The 16,337-nt window shown below is 58.1% G+C and carries 19 protein-coding genes and 1 pseudogene; 8 read left to right on the forward strand and 12 right to left on the reverse strand.

The features are described from left to right. Nucleotides 1-2: 2 nt before the first annotated feature. Together HMPREF2888_RS02290 and HMPREF2888_RS02295 are read right to left on the reverse strand one after the other, a co-directional pair. The gene (locus HMPREF2888_RS02290; RefSeq protein WP_083281217.1) at nt 3-953 is read right to left on the reverse strand and encodes a DUF3152 domain-containing protein; all 951 of its coding nucleotides are present in this window, start codon (nt 951-953) and stop codon (nt 3-5) included. A gap of 69 nt (nt 954-1,022) precedes the next feature. Beyond that, a complete protein-coding gene (locus HMPREF2888_RS02295) occupies nt 1,023-1,247 on the reverse strand; it encodes a DUF3107 domain-containing protein (RefSeq protein WP_070518142.1) in 225 nt (74 codons plus the stop codon). A gap of 76 nt (nt 1,248-1,323) precedes the next feature. On the opposite strand from HMPREF2888_RS02295, the gene HMPREF2888_RS02300 reads away from it, so the two are divergent. Further along, complete coding sequence (locus HMPREF2888_RS02300) at nt 1,324-2,649, forward strand: DEAD/DEAH box helicase (RefSeq protein ID WP_070518144.1); 1,326 nt, start codon at nt 1,324-1,326, stop codon at nt 2,647-2,649. Continuing rightward, nucleotides 2,646-3,884 (forward strand): Rv3212 family protein, encoded by a 1,239-nt coding sequence (locus HMPREF2888_RS02305; RefSeq protein WP_062035661.1) that lies wholly within the window; start codon nt 2,646-2,648, stop codon nt 3,882-3,884. Before HMPREF2888_RS02300 ends, HMPREF2888_RS02305 begins: the two co-directional genes overlap by 4 nt. A 38-nt stretch (nt 3,885-3,922) precedes the next feature. On the opposite strand, the gene HMPREF2888_RS02310 is transcribed toward HMPREF2888_RS02305, so the two are convergent. After that, a complete protein-coding gene (locus tag HMPREF2888_RS02310; RefSeq protein ID WP_062041780.1) occupies nt 3,923-4,399 on the reverse strand; it encodes a hypothetical protein in 477 nt (158 codons plus the stop codon). Between the two features lie 561 nt (nt 4,400-4,960). Between HMPREF2888_RS02310 and HMPREF2888_RS02315 the strand changes: the two genes are divergently transcribed. Both HMPREF2888_RS02315 and HMPREF2888_RS13265 read left to right on the forward strand, forming a co-directional pair. After that, nucleotides 4,961-5,221: a WhiB family transcriptional regulator gene (locus HMPREF2888_RS02315; protein WP_061921027.1), complete on the forward strand. Its 261-nt coding sequence runs from the start codon at nt 4,961-4,963 to the stop codon at nt 5,219-5,221. Nucleotides 5,222-5,336: 115 nt separating this feature from the next. Further along, nucleotides 5,337-5,411, forward strand: coding sequence for a 50S ribosomal protein bL37 (locus HMPREF2888_RS13265; RefSeq protein ID WP_096030696.1), 75 nt, complete (start codon nt 5,337-5,339; stop codon nt 5,409-5,411). Between the two features lie 109 nt (nt 5,412-5,520). On the opposite strand, the gene rsrA is transcribed toward HMPREF2888_RS13265, so the two are convergent. Both rsrA and HMPREF2888_RS02325 read right to left on the reverse strand, forming a co-directional pair. Next, nucleotides 5,521-5,793, reverse strand: coding sequence for a mycothiol system anti-sigma-R factor (gene rsrA / locus HMPREF2888_RS02320; protein WP_062035663.1), 273 nt, complete (start codon nt 5,791-5,793; stop codon nt 5,521-5,523). Continuing rightward, complete coding sequence (locus HMPREF2888_RS02325; RefSeq protein ID WP_070518145.1) at nt 5,793-6,404, reverse strand: sigma-70 family RNA polymerase sigma factor; 612 nt, start codon at nt 6,402-6,404, stop codon at nt 5,793-5,795. The genes rsrA and HMPREF2888_RS02325 overlap by 1 nt, the downstream gene beginning before the upstream one ends. A gap of 31 nt (nt 6,405-6,435) precedes the next feature. Here HMPREF2888_RS02325 and ybaK point away from each other — a divergent pair. Beyond that, nucleotides 6,436-6,955: pseudogene (gene ybaK, locus HMPREF2888_RS02330) on the forward strand (Cys-tRNA(Pro) deacylase). A 17-nt stretch (nt 6,956-6,972) separates the two neighbouring features. Here the strand turns inward: ybaK and HMPREF2888_RS02335 are convergent. Continuing rightward, nucleotides 6,973-7,662 (reverse strand): SOS response-associated peptidase, encoded by a 690-nt coding sequence (locus HMPREF2888_RS02335; RefSeq protein ID WP_070518147.1) that lies wholly within the window; start codon nt 7,660-7,662, stop codon nt 6,973-6,975. Between the two features lie 20 nt (nt 7,663-7,682). Between HMPREF2888_RS02335 and aroA the strand changes: the two genes are divergently transcribed. Together aroA and rsgA are read left to right on the forward strand one after the other, a co-directional pair. Further along, nucleotides 7,683-8,951 (forward strand): 3-phosphoshikimate 1-carboxyvinyltransferase, encoded by a 1,269-nt coding sequence (gene aroA / locus HMPREF2888_RS02340; RefSeq protein WP_246815024.1) that lies wholly within the window; start codon nt 7,683-7,685, stop codon nt 8,949-8,951. Beyond that, nucleotides 8,944-9,963, forward strand: a complete 1,020-nt coding sequence (gene rsgA / locus HMPREF2888_RS02345) for a ribosome small subunit-dependent GTPase A (protein ID WP_062035668.1) — start codon at nt 8,944-8,946, stop codon at nt 9,961-9,963. Before aroA ends, rsgA begins: the two co-directional genes overlap by 8 nt. On the opposite strand, the gene HMPREF2888_RS02350 is transcribed toward rsgA, so the two are convergent. Both HMPREF2888_RS02350 and HMPREF2888_RS02355 read right to left on the reverse strand, forming a co-directional pair. Beyond that, on the reverse strand, nt 9,960-10,475 hold the full coding sequence (locus tag HMPREF2888_RS02350) for a DUF6912 family protein (protein ID WP_070432427.1): 516 nt from the start codon (nt 10,473-10,475) through the stop codon (nt 9,960-9,962). The genes rsgA and HMPREF2888_RS02350 overlap by 4 nt on opposite strands. Beyond that, complete coding sequence (locus HMPREF2888_RS02355; protein ID WP_061921014.1) at nt 10,476-10,886, reverse strand: HAD-IA family hydrolase; 411 nt, start codon at nt 10,884-10,886, stop codon at nt 10,476-10,478. 182 nt (nt 10,887-11,068) lie between these two features. Between HMPREF2888_RS02355 and HMPREF2888_RS02360 the strand changes: the two genes are divergently transcribed. After that, the gene (locus HMPREF2888_RS02360; protein WP_070455495.1) at nt 11,069-11,476 is read left to right on the forward strand and encodes a hypothetical protein; all 408 of its coding nucleotides are present in this window, start codon (nt 11,069-11,071) and stop codon (nt 11,474-11,476) included. A gap of 42 nt (nt 11,477-11,518) precedes the next feature. On the opposite strand, the gene HMPREF2888_RS02365 is transcribed toward HMPREF2888_RS02360, so the two are convergent. From HMPREF2888_RS02365 to HMPREF2888_RS02380, 4 genes are all read right to left on the reverse strand, one after another. Then, nucleotides 11,519-11,872 carry a hypothetical protein gene (locus HMPREF2888_RS02365; RefSeq protein ID WP_062041798.1) on the reverse strand — a complete coding sequence of 118 codons (354 nt, stop codon included), beginning with the start codon at nt 11,870-11,872 and terminating at the stop codon, nt 11,519-11,521. 125 nt (nt 11,873-11,997) lie between these two features. Continuing rightward, the gene (secA, locus tag HMPREF2888_RS02370; RefSeq protein WP_062041801.1) at nt 11,998-14,556 is read right to left on the reverse strand and encodes a preprotein translocase subunit SecA; all 2,559 of its coding nucleotides are present in this window, start codon (nt 14,554-14,556) and stop codon (nt 11,998-12,000) included. A 213-nt stretch (nt 14,557-14,769) separates the two neighbouring features. Continuing rightward, nucleotides 14,770-15,420 carry a ribosome hibernation-promoting factor, HPF/YfiA family gene (gene hpf / locus HMPREF2888_RS02375; protein ID WP_070518151.1) on the reverse strand — a complete coding sequence of 217 codons (651 nt, stop codon included), beginning with the start codon at nt 15,418-15,420 and terminating at the stop codon, nt 14,770-14,772. 199 nt (nt 15,421-15,619) lie between these two features. Next, the gene (locus tag HMPREF2888_RS02380; RefSeq protein WP_239239852.1) at nt 15,620-16,318 is read right to left on the reverse strand and encodes a ComF family protein; all 699 of its coding nucleotides are present in this window, start codon (nt 16,316-16,318) and stop codon (nt 15,620-15,622) included. Nucleotides 16,319-16,337 lie beyond the last annotated feature (19 nt).

Consider the following 16,337-nt stretch of genomic DNA (forward strand, 5'->3'; position numbering starts at 1 on the left):
TCCTATTCCGGCTTATGCGGATCTTTAACCCGCGGGTTTGGATACGGCCATGGATTCGGCTCGCAGGTTACATCCTCGTTGGGATAGACTTCTTTGGAATCTTTTTCATAGAGCTCAGCGTTGTTCAAGCTAAGCGTCTGCTGCATCATGACCGGCGCAAGCTTCCCCTCGCCGCCACACGCCTGGTGGGAGGCATAGCCAATGGCATGGCCAAACTCGTGGTTGATGAGGTACTGGCGGTAATTGCCCAAGTCACCTTCGAATGGCAGCGCCCCGCGCACCCAGCGGGACTCGTTGAGATTGACCGTGGACTCACCAGTGATTCCGGTGTGGCAGGAAGTCTCCGTTTCCAGCTGCGCGCCGCAGAGCTCAGCGGTGGTTTCCAGGGAGGTCAAGCGAATACGCGTATCTGGATTTTCATCGGCCTTTACGTGGGCGAATTCGAAGTCACCGGTAGCCGTCCAACCGCGTGGATCCCCCAGCGTTGCATCGACCATGGCAGCAAAGGCGGAGTCGCCTCCGTACGGGGTCGTGTCGACGCCGTTTTCAATCTCTACCGAGTAACGAACCTTCTTCTTGCCGCCCTTACCCGCATGCGCGCCGGCAGTACCCGCATCGCGGTAAGTATCGTCGCCCTTTTCCGAGAAATCACCGCCGGCGGGTAGCCCGTCCTTCGCCACAGCAATGCGGCTGGCCTTGGCGGGATCGGGGCCTACTCGGTCTTCTTCGGAGGTAGCCGCCGCGTCTCTGCGGGAAGCTACGGTGGCCTCTTCTTCTTGCGCGGGACGTGCGACGTCGACAAGCACCCACACGGTCAGCACCACCATCACTGGGATCGCAACAACGCGCCACCAACCATAAGCCTGTGCAAACCTGACGATCCACGGATCTTGGCCAGGCTTGCGGTGCGGGTGACGTGGGGCGCGTTGCGAACTATCCACAGGGCTTTTCATGAGGAAATAGATTACCCGTTGCGCCCTTTTTGAGGGCAATTCCTCTGCTAGGACGCAAAGCTAATGGGTTTAAGCGCCTGCAAAACCGACGGCATGGGTCTTAGCGACGCCGATTTCTGCATAGACCACACGGTCGGTGCGGACGATGTACTTGCGGCCCTTGGCGTCTTCCAGCTCCAAGGTAGCGTTATCTGCCAATGCGGAATTGACCTTGGCTACCAGCTCTTCCTGGGTGCCCTCTGCGTGAATGACGAGCTCACGGGCGGTGTCTGCGAAACCAATCTTGATATCCATGAAAAGGTCTCCTCCTTAAAAGTTTAATTTAAAGTCTCAATGGCCCTACTATAGCCGTACCGGCTACTATCAAGTTGTGTCATTTCAACAGTCTGAGCCCTCGCAATCACCTACCTTTGCGTCCCTCGGCGTCGCAGCAGAGATCGTAGATGCCCTGGCCAGCCGCGGAATTGAGCGCACGTTCGCCATTCAGGAACTGACTCTTCCGATCGCGCTCGGCGGACAAGACCTCATCGGCCAAGCCCGCACTGGCATGGGAAAGACGCTCGGTTTCGGCATCCCAGTTCTAGATCGCGTGTTTGACGACGCCGATATTAAGGAACTAGACGGCACCCCTCGCGCCCTCATCGTGGTTCCTACTCGCGAGCTTGCTGTCCAAGTCGGCGAAGATCTTTCGGCTGCTGCTCGCAATCTCCCGGTACGCCTTGCCACTTTGTACGGCGGGCGCCCTTATGAAGAGCAGATCAAGATGCTCAACAAGGGCGTCGATGTTGTCGTAGGTACCCCGGGCCGCCTTTTGGATCTGGTTCAGCAAGGCCATTTGAGCCTCGAGCACGTGGCAATCCTCGTGCTCGACGAGGCCGACGAGATGCTTGATCTGGGATTCTTGCCAGATATTGAAAAGATTCTGGAAGCTCTCCACGGCAATGCGCACCAAACCATGCTGTTTTCTGCCACCATGCCTGGCCCCATTTTGACCTTGGCACGTACTTTCATGTCGCGGCCTATCCATATCTGCGCCGAATCAGGCGACGAGAACCAAACCCATGCTTCTACCCGCAAGGTGACCTTCCAGGCTCACCGCATGGACAAGTTGGCGATTGTCTCCCGCGCGCTGCAGGCGGAAGGCCGCGGCAAGACCATCATCTTCGCCCGTACCAAGCGCTCGGCAGCGGAAGTTGCAGGTGAACTAGCCCAGCGCGGGTTCCGAGTCGGCGCAGTGCACGGTGACTTGGGCCAAGCAGCGCGTGAAAAGTCCCTCAACGCATTCCGCGAGGGCAAGGTGGAAATCCTCGTGGCCACCGACGTTGCCGCACGCGGTATCGATGTCGACGATGTCACCCACGTCATCAACTATCAGGTTCCAGATGACCCAATGACCTTTGTCCACCGCATTGGCCGCACGGGCCGCGCAGGCCATACCGGCACCGCAATCACCTTGGTGGGCTACGACGAGCTGGGTAAATGGCGCCTTATCAACGACGAACTCGACCTCAACGAAGCAGAACCGCCGCAGTGGTTTAGCACCTCCCCCGAGCTTGCCGAGGCCCTAGGTTTTGAAGAGGGCATTGCCGAGTCCGTCGGCCCCGCGACTAAGGTAATCGGCACAACCCGCCTGCGCGAAAAGCCCTCGCCTCGCAATTCCACCCGTACCCGCCGTTCCAGGAGCCGCCGTCGATGAGCAAGACCCCAATCCTTCGCGCGAGCGCGACTGACTGGAAGTTGACTGGCGCCATCGCTGCGGTGTGTGCGATCGCTGTAGGAGGAGCCTACTTTAGCGCCGATATCCGCGACTCTGAGCTGGTTCCGGCAAGCCATGCCATGCCTGACGACGTCGAGGTGCTCGCGGAACCCCCGGTCAAGCTTGCCGAATCCTTCCGCTTGCCCAATACGCCCGTGCCGGGCCAATACCGCGCGCTTTCTGCGAAGGGGCTGACCATCACGCACGAGGGTGAAACAATTACTGCCTCTGACCCGAATGGCAATCCGGTATGGCACTACACGCGTGCGGGTTTAGACTTGTGTTCCCTGGGCACTGCTTGGGGCAAGGTAGTTGCCACCTACCGCACCGGCGTGGGCTGTGGCGATACCGTGGCTATTGATGCGGCGACGGGTCAGTACTCGGATACGCGCAGCGCTATCAATTCCGAAGATGTCGTGGCCATTGCCTCCAATGACCGAGTAGGCACCGTCTCTACTGAACGCGTAGACATTTGGCGCTCGGACATGGTGCGCACCATCGAGTACGGCGATGTTAAGGCCAAGCAAGAGCCGGATATGCAGGAACACGAGGAGTGTTCCATCACCTCGGCTCTAACGCGCACTGAAAACCTCGCCGTTACTGAGTCCTGCCCAGAGAATCCAAACGTTACGTCGCTGCGCCTGATGGGCGCCACCCCGGAGGATTCGCGTAAGCCGGAGATTTCCGCCGATGCCACCATGGATAATCAAGGCTCGAGGCTAATTGCAGTGGGCCAAAAGGCCGCGGCGGTCTATCAGCCCGGCGAGACCCCGCGCATCGATTCTTACTCTGAGACCGGCGAAAAGACCGCCTCACAACCGGTTGCGCCTTCCCCGGAGGTTAATAACTCTTCGACGCCTTTCGCACCGGCTACAGCGGATCTTCCACACCACATGTCTTGGTTTGATGGCCAGCGCCTCTATTTGTTTACTCCGACTACGCTCAAGGTGGACCACGTCTTTGAGGACGCAATCGGAACCGGCATGGCAGTAGGAGATCGCCTGCTTATGCCAACCGATGAGGGAATCGCAGTGGTCAACTGGAGCACCGGTGAAACCGAACGCAACATCCCCGTCGACCGCGGCGACTACGAGGGCCCCGTCTTCCTCACGCAGTCTGGAACCGCCATCGTGGAACAACGCGGCGACACCGCAGTGGGCCTTAGCGCGCTTTAAAGCGCTGCCCGCACAATCGCCGCTACCAGCGGCCCTAGCTAGCCACGAAAGTTGGCCTCGGCCCACTTCGCGGAGTCCGGCACGACCATCACAAAGTACAGCGCGGCAAGAGCGCTGGCAAGAGTAATAGCACCCAGTACCGCAGCGCCGCCGCTATACATCTGGAAAGAGCTCGCGGCAAGGATGATCTCGACGAGGACCACTGCTCCCCTGCCCCAGCGCTTACCCTTTGCAAAGGCAAGGGCACCGATAATCACAAAGCCGAACACGATGAAGATGAAGACAGCGGTGCCGAAACCAACGAAGTTGGAAGCGCCTGCCTCAGAGACCATCGAAGCGTTCTCAGCACCCTTCAATTCACGGATAATGAGGAAGAGGCCGAAGGCAATAACAGCCACGGACTGCACGATGGCAATGCCCGCAGCAATCAGCACCGAGCGCGGCGCGCCCGAATTCGCCGCGGCGCTTTTTTCAAACTTTTTGGCAGTGTTCTTCTTCGAATTCTTCTCAGTCACGCGCCACAGTCTACTCACCTGTTTAAAGCATGAGACGCATTGTCATGCCGTTACGGCGCGCGGATTTGATAACGCGTGGAAACAAGTACTGCCAATACGCGCCCTTAACTTTCGACGCGGATGCGCATCGGGGGCATCTGTCCAGAAGTAGATTTGACGGGATCCAAGTCACCACACTCACCTAAAATCACCCAAAGTGGCAGGTAAACTAATTATTGCCAGCTTTCTTGCAGGAAGAAGGGCGCCATTTTTCGCCGTTCACTTGCATGAAAGTCAGTGATCTTTGCCACAATTTACCTCTTAACCCTAGCGGGATGGAGGTAAACATGTCATGATTCTCAAGTAGCAAAAACAACGGGCTGTTTAAGCAGCCCAAAACTTGGAAAAACATCCAAGTGAACACAAAGTGAATCATGGCGGCGCCGACGCTGGCCCTAACTCGAGACAGGGCCCCACTGAGCGCAGACCGGTTCGCTCCCACCCCTGTTAATTGCTGTAGTCCGCATTTGTGGACCGCAGAGACCTGTCATGCTGTCTAAATTTTGTTAGGAGATTTCAATCATGGATTGGCGCCACGAAGCTGTTTGCCGCGACGAAGACCCAGAGCTGTTCTTCCCAGTAGGCAACTCCGGCCCTGCACTTACCCAGATCGCAAAGGCCAAGCTGGTTTGCAACCGCTGCCCAGTTTCCTCCGCTTGCCTGAAGTGGGCACTGGAGTCCGGCCAGGATGCCGGCGTCTGGGGCGGTATGTCTGAGGAAGAGCGCCGCGCTCTCAAGCGCCGCCGCAACCGCGGCCGCGGCCGCGCACGCGTTACCGTTTAAATTTCACTCCCCTAATTCTCCGCTGACCTAACCCGATTTCCCCACCGGCTGATCCAGCCACTAAAGTCAGTGGGTAAGTAATTTATCCGCTCACCTATTAGCAAGGAGGCCGCCCATGTCTAAGCGTGGTCGTAAGCGCAAGGATCGCCGTAAGAAGAGTGCAAATCACGGCAAGCGTCCTAGCGCGTAAATAAGCAGCACGACAAAGGCTCGCTCTCCCTTCGTTGAAGGAAGGCGAGCCTTTTGCTGTATCTAAAATAAGCTGCTGAATCTACCTTTGGATTATCTACCTTTGAATTTTAGTTCCAGCGAACCTCGGTACGAGTTATTTCGATGGTGATGCGCTGACGCAGCGACTGTGGAGCTTTGGTGCCAGAACAACACTTGCGAACGAGCGCACGAACCACTTCTTCGCTTTCAAGCCGTGCTTGGCATTCGTCGCACTGTGCAATATGTTCGCGGATTTCTAGCGCACGCGCATAGCTTGTGCGCTCATCCAAAAGCTCGCAAAACAGTGCCTGGACCTCAGGAGAATTACATGCGCCGCAATTGTTCCCTGTCGCATTGCTCATTACTTCTCCTCCATGTCTGGGTGGTTGAGACCGATGCCTTCTTCTCTAGCCACGTCTTTCAACGCGCCACGAAGGAGTTTTCTTCCACGGTGTAGCCGGCTCATGACCGTGCCAAGTGGAGTGTCCATAATTTCTGCGATTTCCTTGTACGCCAGGCCTACGACGTCGGCGTAATAGACAACCATGCGATAATCCTCCGGCAAATCATTCATTGCCTCAGAGATCGCGGAATCCGGCATCAACTTCAATGCTTCGACTTCGGCTGATTCCAGGCCGGTCGAATCATGGCCGGCAGTTGTATAGAGCTGAAAATCGCTCAGATCATCTGCTGAAGATTCCGCCGGGCGGCGCTTCGCCTTGCGATAGGAGTTGATGTAGGTATTGGTCATGATTCGGTAGAGCCAAGCTTTGAGGTTGGTGCCTTGCTTGAAGGAGCCAAAATTCTTATAAGCCTTCAGATAGGTCTCTTGAATCAGGTCTTCGGCGTCCTGCGGGTTGTGCGTAAGACGCATGGCTCCACCGTAGAGTTGGTCGAGTAAAGGCAGTGCTTGCTCCTCAAAGAGGCGCTGACTGTCCTTAGCGCTAGTAGTTTTTGTAGCCACGTATCCCATCCTAATGGGTTGGCATGACGCGGCTACTAAAATGCGGCTTATGTCCAAGTCCAAGAAACCTCCGCATGCCGCTACCCCAGCTTTAAAAGCTCTTGGAAGAGGCGGGAATCCCACATAAGGTGGCAATCTTCGAGGGCGGTACGGATCATTTCGGCGACACTGCCGCAGCGGAACTAGGCATCGATGCTGATCGCGTATTCAAGACTCTGGTGGTCGATCTCACCGCGGGCAAAGGCGCCAAGCGGGAATTAGCGGTTTGCGTGTTGCCAGTCTCACACAAGCTCAGCCTAAAGAAGGCGGCCGCGGCATTCGGTGCGGCGAAGGCGACGATGGCAGATCCACAAGATGCCTCGAAATCCTCCGGCTATATTCCAGGCGGAATCTCTCCGCTAGGCCAAAAGCACGTTCTTCCCACCGCAATTGATGAAACGGCTGTCCTCTTCGACACCATCTTTTTCTCCGGCGGGCGCCGTGGCCTCGACATCGAAATGAACGCCGAGGACTTAGCCAAGGTTCTCGATTTCACTTTCACCGACCTGGTCGCGCAGTAGTTGGCGCAGCAATCGTTCTAGAACAGCCCTTCCGGGGATTGTTCTGCAATAAGCTCGGCATAGTCGTTACGCACGTTGCCCACGGCTGGATCCGCGGGCCGCGCCTGAAAACCGGTGACGGTGCTTGGCTCGAGCAGAGGCTCGCCTGCCAGCCATGGCCCGATTTCCTCCTGCCGCAGGAACTTAGGCAGGCGGCCGTGCAGCCACGCCATTTCTTCGGTGGCTTCGGTGGTAATCATCGTGGCTGAAAGCCTGTCTTGGCCCGAGGACCACAGCCCGGCAGCAAAGAGCATGCCCTCTGGGCCGGTGACGTAATAGGGCGTCTTCTTGCCCTTGCCCTTGGCCTTGGTTCCACCGCCTGGGCTTGAAACGTCAGCTTTCCATTCGTAGTAGCCATCCAACGGAATGATGCAGCGATTGCGTGCGAAAGCCTCGCGGAACGAAGGCTTAGTCGCCACGGTTTCGGCACGCGCGTTAAAAAGCGGCGGACCGTTTAGGTCCTTCTTCCAATGTGGGATAAGACCCCAGCGTGCTGGCTCCACACGTGCTACGGATTCCTGTACACGCACCACGGCAATCGGCTGTGTCGGGGCGATGTTATAACGCGCCGGCGGCAGCCCTTGTGGGGCGTGGACCTCCTCAATACCTGGCCAGTCGCCAACCGCGGCGAGTAAAGACTCGCTGAACAAAACAAATCTTCCGCACATGAACTTATATTATGGACTACATGTCTTTGTATTGGTCAGCCCCGCGTGCCACCGGCCCACTGGATTGGGAACAACCCATTCCAGGGTCGAAGTCGATCACTAACCGCGCCTATATTCTGGCAGCGTTGGCTGACTCTCCATCTATCCTGCGCAATCCGTTGCAGTCACGCGATACGCGTCTTATGGAGGCAGCGCTTGAGTCCATGGGCGTTGCCTTCCGCCACGAAGGCAACGACGTCCACGTCAATCCGGGCCCGCTGCACGGCGCCACCGTCGAGTGCGGTCTCGCAGGAACGGTCATGCGCTTTGTCCCACCCGTCGCAGCACTAGCCAATGGCCCTGTCCGCATCGACGGTGACCCGCAAGCACGCAAGCGCCCAATGGGCACGATGCTTTCCGCACTGCGCAGCCTCGGCGTTGAGGTCGAGGGCGAGGGCCTGCCCTTTGCCATCTCGTCCACGTCAGTTCCAGTAGGCGGCGCAGTGACTATCGACGCCTCCGGTTCCTCCCAGTTCGTCTCCGGGCTCTTGCTTTCGGGCGCGCGCTTTAGGGAAGGCATCACCGTCACCCACGAAGGCGGCCCGCTTCCTTCCCTGCCGCATATCGAGATGACCTGTGCGATGCTGCGCCAAGCCGGCGTCGAAGTCGAAGAAAGTAACAATACCTGGCGCGTTAGCCCCGGCCCCATCGCCGGCGGGGAATGGAACATCGAGCCCGATCTCTCCAACGCCACTCCGTTCATGGCCGCAGCAGCGGTTGCTGGCGGTCGCGTAACCATCCCGCAGTGGCCACAGCACACGACCCAGCCGGGCGCTGAGATGTGCGAGATCCTGCAAGCCATGGGCGCCCACGTGGAACAAACAGAAGATTCCGTCACCGTCATCGGTGCCGCGGACGGCGACCTACATGGCATCGAAAAGCACATGGGCGATATCGGCGAGCTCACGCCTACCGTCGCTGCCCTGTGTGCGCTTGCTTCCTCGCCCTCGCGTCTTAACGGCATCGCTCACCTGCGCGGCCACGAAACAGACCGTCTGACAGCGCTCGCAACCGAAATCAACGCCCTAGGTGGCAAGGTCACGGAGCTTTCCGACGGCCTCTATATCGAACCGGCGCAGCTCCGCGGCGGGAAGTGGAATTCCTACGCGGACCACCGCATGGCAACCGCCGGCGCCATCATCGGGCTGCGCGTTAAAGGCGTGGAAGTAGAAGACATCAACACCACTGCGAAAACACTTCCTGGCTTTGCGGGAATGTGGGAAGAAATGCTGGAGGCCGCCCGTGGCTAGAAGTGCACGCTCATACGACGAATCCGACGTACGTATCCGCCCCGGTAAGGGCTCGCGTCCGCGTACAAAGGACCGCCCCAAGCACAAGGACGCCAAATTCGGCATGGTGGTGACCAAAGACCGCGGCCGCTGGGGCGTAGCGCTCGACGAGGGACCGCAGGTCGTCGCCATGCGTGCACGCGAGATGGGCCGCACCCCGGTCGAGGTCGGTGACCGAGTCGGCGTCGTCGGTGATACCAGCGGGCGCAAGGACACCCTCGCACGCATCGTCAAGCTTGCGGAGCGCACTTCTGTTTTGCGCCGCACTGCCGACGATACGGATCCTTATGAGCGCATCGTCGTCGCCAACGCCGACCGCATGCTCATCGTCACCGCAGTAGCGGATCCTCCCCCACGCTCTGGCTTTGTAGAGCGCGCACTCATCGCCGCCTTCGTCGGCAACGTGCACCCAGTGCTCTGTCTGACCAAGACCGATCTCACTGACCCGACACCTTTTGCTGCCGAATTCGCAGATCTTGACGTCACCGTCGTCGAGGCGGGCGTCGATGACTCCTTGGACCAAGTGCGTGATGTGATAAATGGCCACGTCACGGCCCTTATCGGGCACTCCGGCGTAGGTAAATCCACGCTCGTTAATCGCTTGGTTCCCGACGCTAAGCGCGAGACCGGTGAGGTCTCCGCCGTGGGCAAGGGACGCCATACCTCCACGCAATCCGTCGCTCTTCCGCTGCCAGAAGAGCTTTGTGCAGACGGCGGCTGGATTATCGATACCCCAGGCATCCGTTCCTTTGGCCTAGCGCATGTCGACGCCGATACAGTCCTCGGTGTCTTTGAAGATCTAGCCGCGGCAACAGAATATTGCCCACGCGGCTGCACGCACGTCGGTCCCCCAGCCGATCCAGAATGCGGGCTGGATCTGAAAATCCCCGAAGGCTCAGCCTCCGCCCGCCGTCGTGACGCGGTGCGCAAGCTGCTCGAAGCGCTGCGCACCAACGTCGATTGGGAAAATTAGAGCAGCTCCACCAAGAAGGGCAGCTCAGATGGGTCGTAGAACGCCATAAAGTTATCCAGGGCGTCTCCTACGGCCAGCTCCGCGTCTTCGTCACCAAGATCGGCGTTATCGATGACCTCGATGGCCTTCGCGGTAGCTTCCTCAGACTCTTCCACGTCCACGTGGATAGCCTGCAGGTTTTCCTCCGTAATGACTGCAGGATTCAGCTTGACTACCGGATCACCCATGTCAGGCTGGGGAGTTAACACAGACTCGTCAACGTCCACCGAAATAACTACGCGACGATGCGGGAAATTCTCCTCGTCGCCAATGGCGAGCAGGCGAAGGGATGCCATCGAAGCCTCCAAGAATGCGGAGTAGGCAATCTCTTCTTCATCCCCCTCGGTGTAGAACTCGCGCAGCGCAGGGGTCACGGTAAAGCCCCAGCCGGAGCGTGCGGCCAACTGGCCGGTCTCCTTAAGCTCGCTGAGCATAGCGAAGGTCGCCGGCAGATAAACGCGCGCCTTAGCCACTTAGAACTCACCCTCGATGTCGAATACAGCCTGGACCTCGACGCTGGTGCGGTCGAAGACGGTATACAGCATGCCGAGCATTCCGAAATCAACGGCAGCACGCACGTTGAGAATAGAGTCATCGACCATGACGCAGTCATTGATCGGCAGCTCGATGGCATCCGCCGCAGCCTGGAAGGCAGCCAGCTCAGGCTTTTCTGCCCCAATTTCGCCGGAAAGGATGACCGCATCAACGATGCCGCGGTATTCCCACTCGCGGATATGCTCTGCGCCTGGGCCACCTGGATCATTAGACAGGATGGCGGTCGCTACGCCGTTAGCCTTGGCTGCAGCGAACAGGGAACGCCAGCGCTTGACGTCTTCCTCGGTGCCGTCCAAGACACCAACGAAATCTACGATAAGACCGCGCATTTAAACTTCCTTAATACTAAAAGAGCGGGTGTGCTTTTAACGGACGAAAGTATATCTAAAAATAAAAAATATCGCGCCCACCCCTTTCAGCATTCTCACAGGAGCCAGCGCTTTCCGACGCCACGTGGCACAATGGTGGGTGCGTTCGCCTCCTGTATGACCTGCAGGAAGGCTCACTTAAGTTGTATTCACCTATCCCTGGTTTTAGCCACCTCAAGCTCTATACCGCGCCCGATCGAGTGCGCTATGAGAGAAAGCCCACGGAAGAAGACCTTTCCGCCCGCAAGGAAATCCTCGACCTTGTCGTCTTCGCACTGGAGGTTACGGGCGGGCTGCGCCCACTGCATCATCTAGCGGGCAACAAGTACAACCGCGATATCAAAGTGCATTTGCGCGCTTGGGCGCTTAATCATCGGCCCCACGATAGGCCGCTGCGCGCACAGCTGCGAAGCCTGCACGCCCGCGCTAACGGTGAGTTCTTTGGCTCGGCCGATATTGGCGGCAAACGCCATGGTTTTACCGGGTCCTTCAAGCACAATCGGCTAGAAGAGTTCCGCTTGCTCTCCCTTGGCCACAACCTGAATATCTAGGCTCAAGGGGCAGGGCTCGCACCAAGTACTTAGGGCCAAATATTAAAGCGACCCCAGGCGCAGCAGGATGTCGGTCCAATCCACCGAGGTCCATGCGCCGACGCCGAGGCCAATCACAGAGGCGATGCCGCCAAAGAGCATGCCAATCTGGCCGAAGGCAGGGCGCTCTTCGGGGGTCTTACTGGGTTTTCCATCTGCAATGCGTTCTACGCATTCTGCGACCGTGAGGTTCTTGGTTTCGGCAGCAGAAAAGTAATCTTCCATGCCTGCAGCGACAACAGCCTCATGGCAGGAACGCGATTCCTGTTCAACCTCGCCGTAGGCTTGCGCGGTTCCGCTCAGGAGCGTGGCAGACAAAAATGCCGAAAATCCCAGGCTGAGTGAACGACTGCGCACGGAGTTACCCTTCTTAGAAAAAGAAAATCTATTGTTGGCTTCTTTCTAGAGTATAGGAAGCTGGCATAAAACTTAAAGCGCCTGACCAATTTCTTGGCCAGACGCTTCAAATGAGCTTATATCCGCTAAGCCTCGGTGGTTTCAGGGGAAGCTGCCTGCGCTTCCTGCTGCGCCTTGAACTGCTTGCGGAGCATGAACAGCTGGCGGACGGTCTCTTCCTTGACGCCCTCGTTCATGGCGTTGAACATCTCGCCGCCTTCCTTCTGGTACTCCACCAGCGGATCGCGCTGTGCCATCGCACGCAAGCCGATGCCTTCCTTCAGGTAGTCCATCTCGTAGAGGTGTTCACGCCACTTCTGGTCGATGATAGGCAGGATGACCATGCGTTCGGTGTTGCGCATCTGGGACTCGCCGCCGATAGCGCTAACGGACTCTTCGAGTTCGTCGTACTCGTGGTTAGCATCGCTTAGCAATGCATCGCGCAGCTGCTCTGCACTTAGCTCGCCGGCAGAACCGTACTCGGTGCCCTCCACCAAGGACTCGTGGCTCATAGTCGGGCCATAGAGAGACTCCAAAGCATTCCACAGCTCGTCCAAGTCCCAGTCCTCGACGTAGCCGGTGGCAGTAGCGCCGGCAACATAAGCCGACACGGTGTCATCGATCATGTCGCGGATGTTGTCCTTGATGTCACCAGAGTCCAAGATGTCGTGGCGGGTAGCGTAGACAACCTTGCGCTGCTCGTTGAGCACTTCGTCATACTTCAGAACGTTCTTACGCATTTCGAAGTTCTGGTTCTCCACCTGTGCCTGGGCGCCCTTGATGGAGTTGGACACCATCTTTGCCTCGATCGGGACGTCGTCAGGCACGTTCAGGCGGTTCATCATGTTCTCCATGGACTGACCCACGAAGCGAACCATCAGCTCATCACGCATCGAAAGGTAGAAGCGGGTCTCACCTGGATCGCCCTGACGGCCGGAACGGCCACGCAGCTGGTTGTCGATACGGCGGGATTCGTGGCGCTCGGTGCCTAGAACATAAAGGCCTCCTGCTTCACGGACCTCGTCACCTAGGCGCTTGGAACGCTCACGCTCCTCGTCAATCTCAGCGTCCCATGCCTCCTGGTAACGCTCTTCATCCTCGAAAGGATCGAGGCCGCGCTCACGCAGTTTCTCGTCCAGGATGACCTCGGGGTTGCCACCCAGCACGATATCGGTACCACGGCCTGCCATGTTGGTAGCAACGGTTACGGTGCCAGGGCGACCGGCGCGGGCGACAATCTGGCCCTCTTCCTCGTGGTGCTTCGCGTTCAGGACGGAGTGCTTGACGCCACGCTTGGTCAAAAGCTGGGACAGGTACTCGGAGCGCTCAACGGAGGTGGTACCAACCAGGACCGGCTGGCCGGCCTCGACGTGCTCAGCAATATCATCGACGACTGCGGCGAACTTTGCTTCCTGCGTCTTGTAGATGCGGTCAGCCTGGTCAACACGCTGGTTCGGCTTGTTCGTCGGAATCGGCACAACATCGAGACCATAAATGGAGTGCAGCTCGGCAGCCTCGGTCTCTGCGGTACCGGTCATGCCGGAAATCTTCTCGTACAGGCGGAAGTAGTTCTGCAGAGTAACGGTCGCCAGAGTCTGGTTCTCGTTCTTGATCTCCACGTTTTCCTTGGCCTCAATGGCCTGGTGCATGCCCTCGTTGTAGCGACGGCCTGCCAGCACGCGGCCGGTGAAAGAGTCAACGATCATGACCTCACCGTTACGCACGATGTAGTCCTTATCGCGCGCAAACAGTTCCTTCGCCTTCAGCGCGTTGTTCAGGTAGGACACGAGCTGCGAGTGCTCTGGGGCGTAGAGGTTGTCGATGCCCAGCTGGTCCTCCACGAATTCCACGCCATCCTCAAGCACGCCGATGGTGCGCTTCTTGTGGTCTACCTCGTAGTGGATACCCTCGCGCATCTTCGGCGCAATCTGGGAGAAAACGTTGTAGAACTGGGAGGATCCGTCCACTGGGCCGGAGATGATAAGCGGGGTACGGGCTTCGTCGATAAGAATGGAGTCAACCTCATCGACGATGCAGAAGTTATGGCCGCGCTGGACGACGTCGTCAAGCGTGCGGACCATGTTATCGCGCAAATAGTCAAAGCCCAGCTCGTTGTTGGTGCCGTAGGTGATATCGCAGCCGTAGGCTTCCTTGCGCTGTGCAGGGCGCATCTCGGAAAGAATGACGCCAACGCTAAGGCCCAGCCAGCGGTGCACACGACCCATCATCTCGGCGTCACGCTTTGCCAAGTAATCGTTGACGGTAACGATGTGCACGCCCTTGCCCTCAAGCGCATTGAGGTAAGCCGGCAGCAGCGAGGTCAGGGTCTTGCCCTCACCGGTGCGCATCTCGGCAACGTTGCCGAAGTGCAGCGCCGCGCCACCCATGATCTGCACCTTGTAGTGCTTCTGATCGAGCACGCGCCAAGCGGCTTCACGGACGGTGGCAAAAGCCTCGAGAAGAATGTCATTCATCTCTTCGCCGGCCCCCAGGCGGTCCTTGAATTCCTGGGTCTTTGCCTTTAGTTCTGCATCAGATAGCGCAGCGTACTCCGCATCGAGAGCAATAACGTCATCAGCCATCTTTGCTAGGCGCTTGACGGTGCGTCCTTCGCCTGCGCGCAGCAGCTTGGAGAGTCCAAACACTTCTAGATAGTCCTTCTTGTCGCGACAAAATAGTTAACTTCTCGTCATTGTACCCACTGGGTAGTTAACGCTTGATTCCGACCACCTTATGAAACCCTGAACGTTTGCGGTGCGTCAGCAAAACTTTAGCCCCTCCTCCGCGGTGCATAGGCCCCGACAATCAGGGACTTAAGCGAACGCGGCGGAAGGGCTAAATCTTAAAAAGAGTTGGGTTTACTCCTCAGTTGCGTCCTCCGACAGGGAGATGATGCCGTAGTCGAAAGCATGACGACGGTAGACCACAGATGGCTTGTTGTTTTCTTCGTTAATGAAGAGATAGAAGTCGTGGCCCACGAGCTCCATCTCGCTCAAAGCATCATCGACGCTCATCGGGGTAGCCGGGTGCTCCTTGGAGCGGACGATCTGGCCGGGGCGAACATCCTCGACGGTTTCTGCATAGGGATCGATGTAGCGCTCTTCCTTCGCGCGCTCGTGCTCTGCAGCAGCAGCAACGATCTCAGCAGCCAGCTCGCCGGTACCCTTCTGCGCGCGGTGACCGGACTTCACGTTCTCACGGCGGACCTTGACCTTACGCAGGGAACGCTCCATCTTTGCCAGAGCGGTTTCCAGTGCTGCGTAGAAGGAATCTTCCTTTGCTTCAGCGCGAGCGATGTGGCCCTTACCCGTTGCGGTGATCTGGATGCGATCAGACTCTGCTTCACGACGCGGGTTCGGCTCGTGCTGGAGCTCCACGTGGAAGAAAGTCAGAGTCGGGTCAAGGCGTTCAATCTTGGCCAGCTTTTCGGTGACGCGCTCTTGGAAGTGGTCTGGCACCTCGACGTTACGACCGGTGATGGTGACCTGAGCGTTGGTGGGCTGGGACATTGAATTGCCTCCCTTATCTCGTGGGGACTGAATGACTGCACATTCCGCAGGTGAAAGGCCCTTTCCGATGCGACTTTCCAAAATAGAAACCGGATGGTTTGGGACACTTTATCTGCTTCCCTGTGACACTCTTCATGGTAGCACTGGTCATAACCAAGGGGACCAATAGGGCCGGAATTACCCCTGCAACCAACCGAATCTAAGCTTCTGCCAGTACGATTGCCCCATCAGGGACTCCCCCGCTGCCCCGCAGACGGCTGGCGCTGGCCACCAAAGTTGCGCCGGTGGTTACCACGTCGTCGACAAGCAGCAATCGTCGTCCTACGATCCGGCTTGCAGCAGGCCTGACCTGCACCGCTGCGCGCATATTGTCCCAGCGTTGAGTTGCAGAAAGCTCGGATTGATCAGCCGCTGACTCCCGAACTTCCAATGCCTCGCATACGCTTACCCGCGGCAAGGTCTTGGCCACCTGCACGCAAATCTGCGCTACCGGGTCGCCACCGCGTGCCCGCGCCGAAGAACGCCGCGTAGGGGCTGGCACCAGCACTAATTCCTCCGGAATCTCGCCGCGCGCCCGCAAATGCTCAATGCCTGCGGCATATACTGCTGCCACATGGCTGCGCACTTTGCGGTTGCCCCGCTCCTTCATGGCCACGATGAGGTTTCGCCGCACGTCCGAATAGGGCCCGAGCGCCCATACCGGCATCCCCAATGGGACTGGCCTAGCAATCTGTTGCGGCAGCGCCCGCAAATGCAGCTGGCAACGCGCACATAGCTGTGCTGCAGCCTCTAGCTCTCCCCCGCATCCGGCACACTGATGCGGAACAACTATTTCGAACAAGGCCGCCGCACGCTGTGCCAAAACGCGCGAATCCCAATGCTTACCTACTAGTGCCACCTATCTCTTCTCCCCCGAG

Origin of the sequence: Corynebacterium sp. HMSC077D03 (assembly GCF_001808545.1) — a bacterium.
Lineage (GTDB): Bacteria > Actinomycetota > Actinomycetes > Mycobacteriales > Mycobacteriaceae > Corynebacterium > Corynebacterium simulans.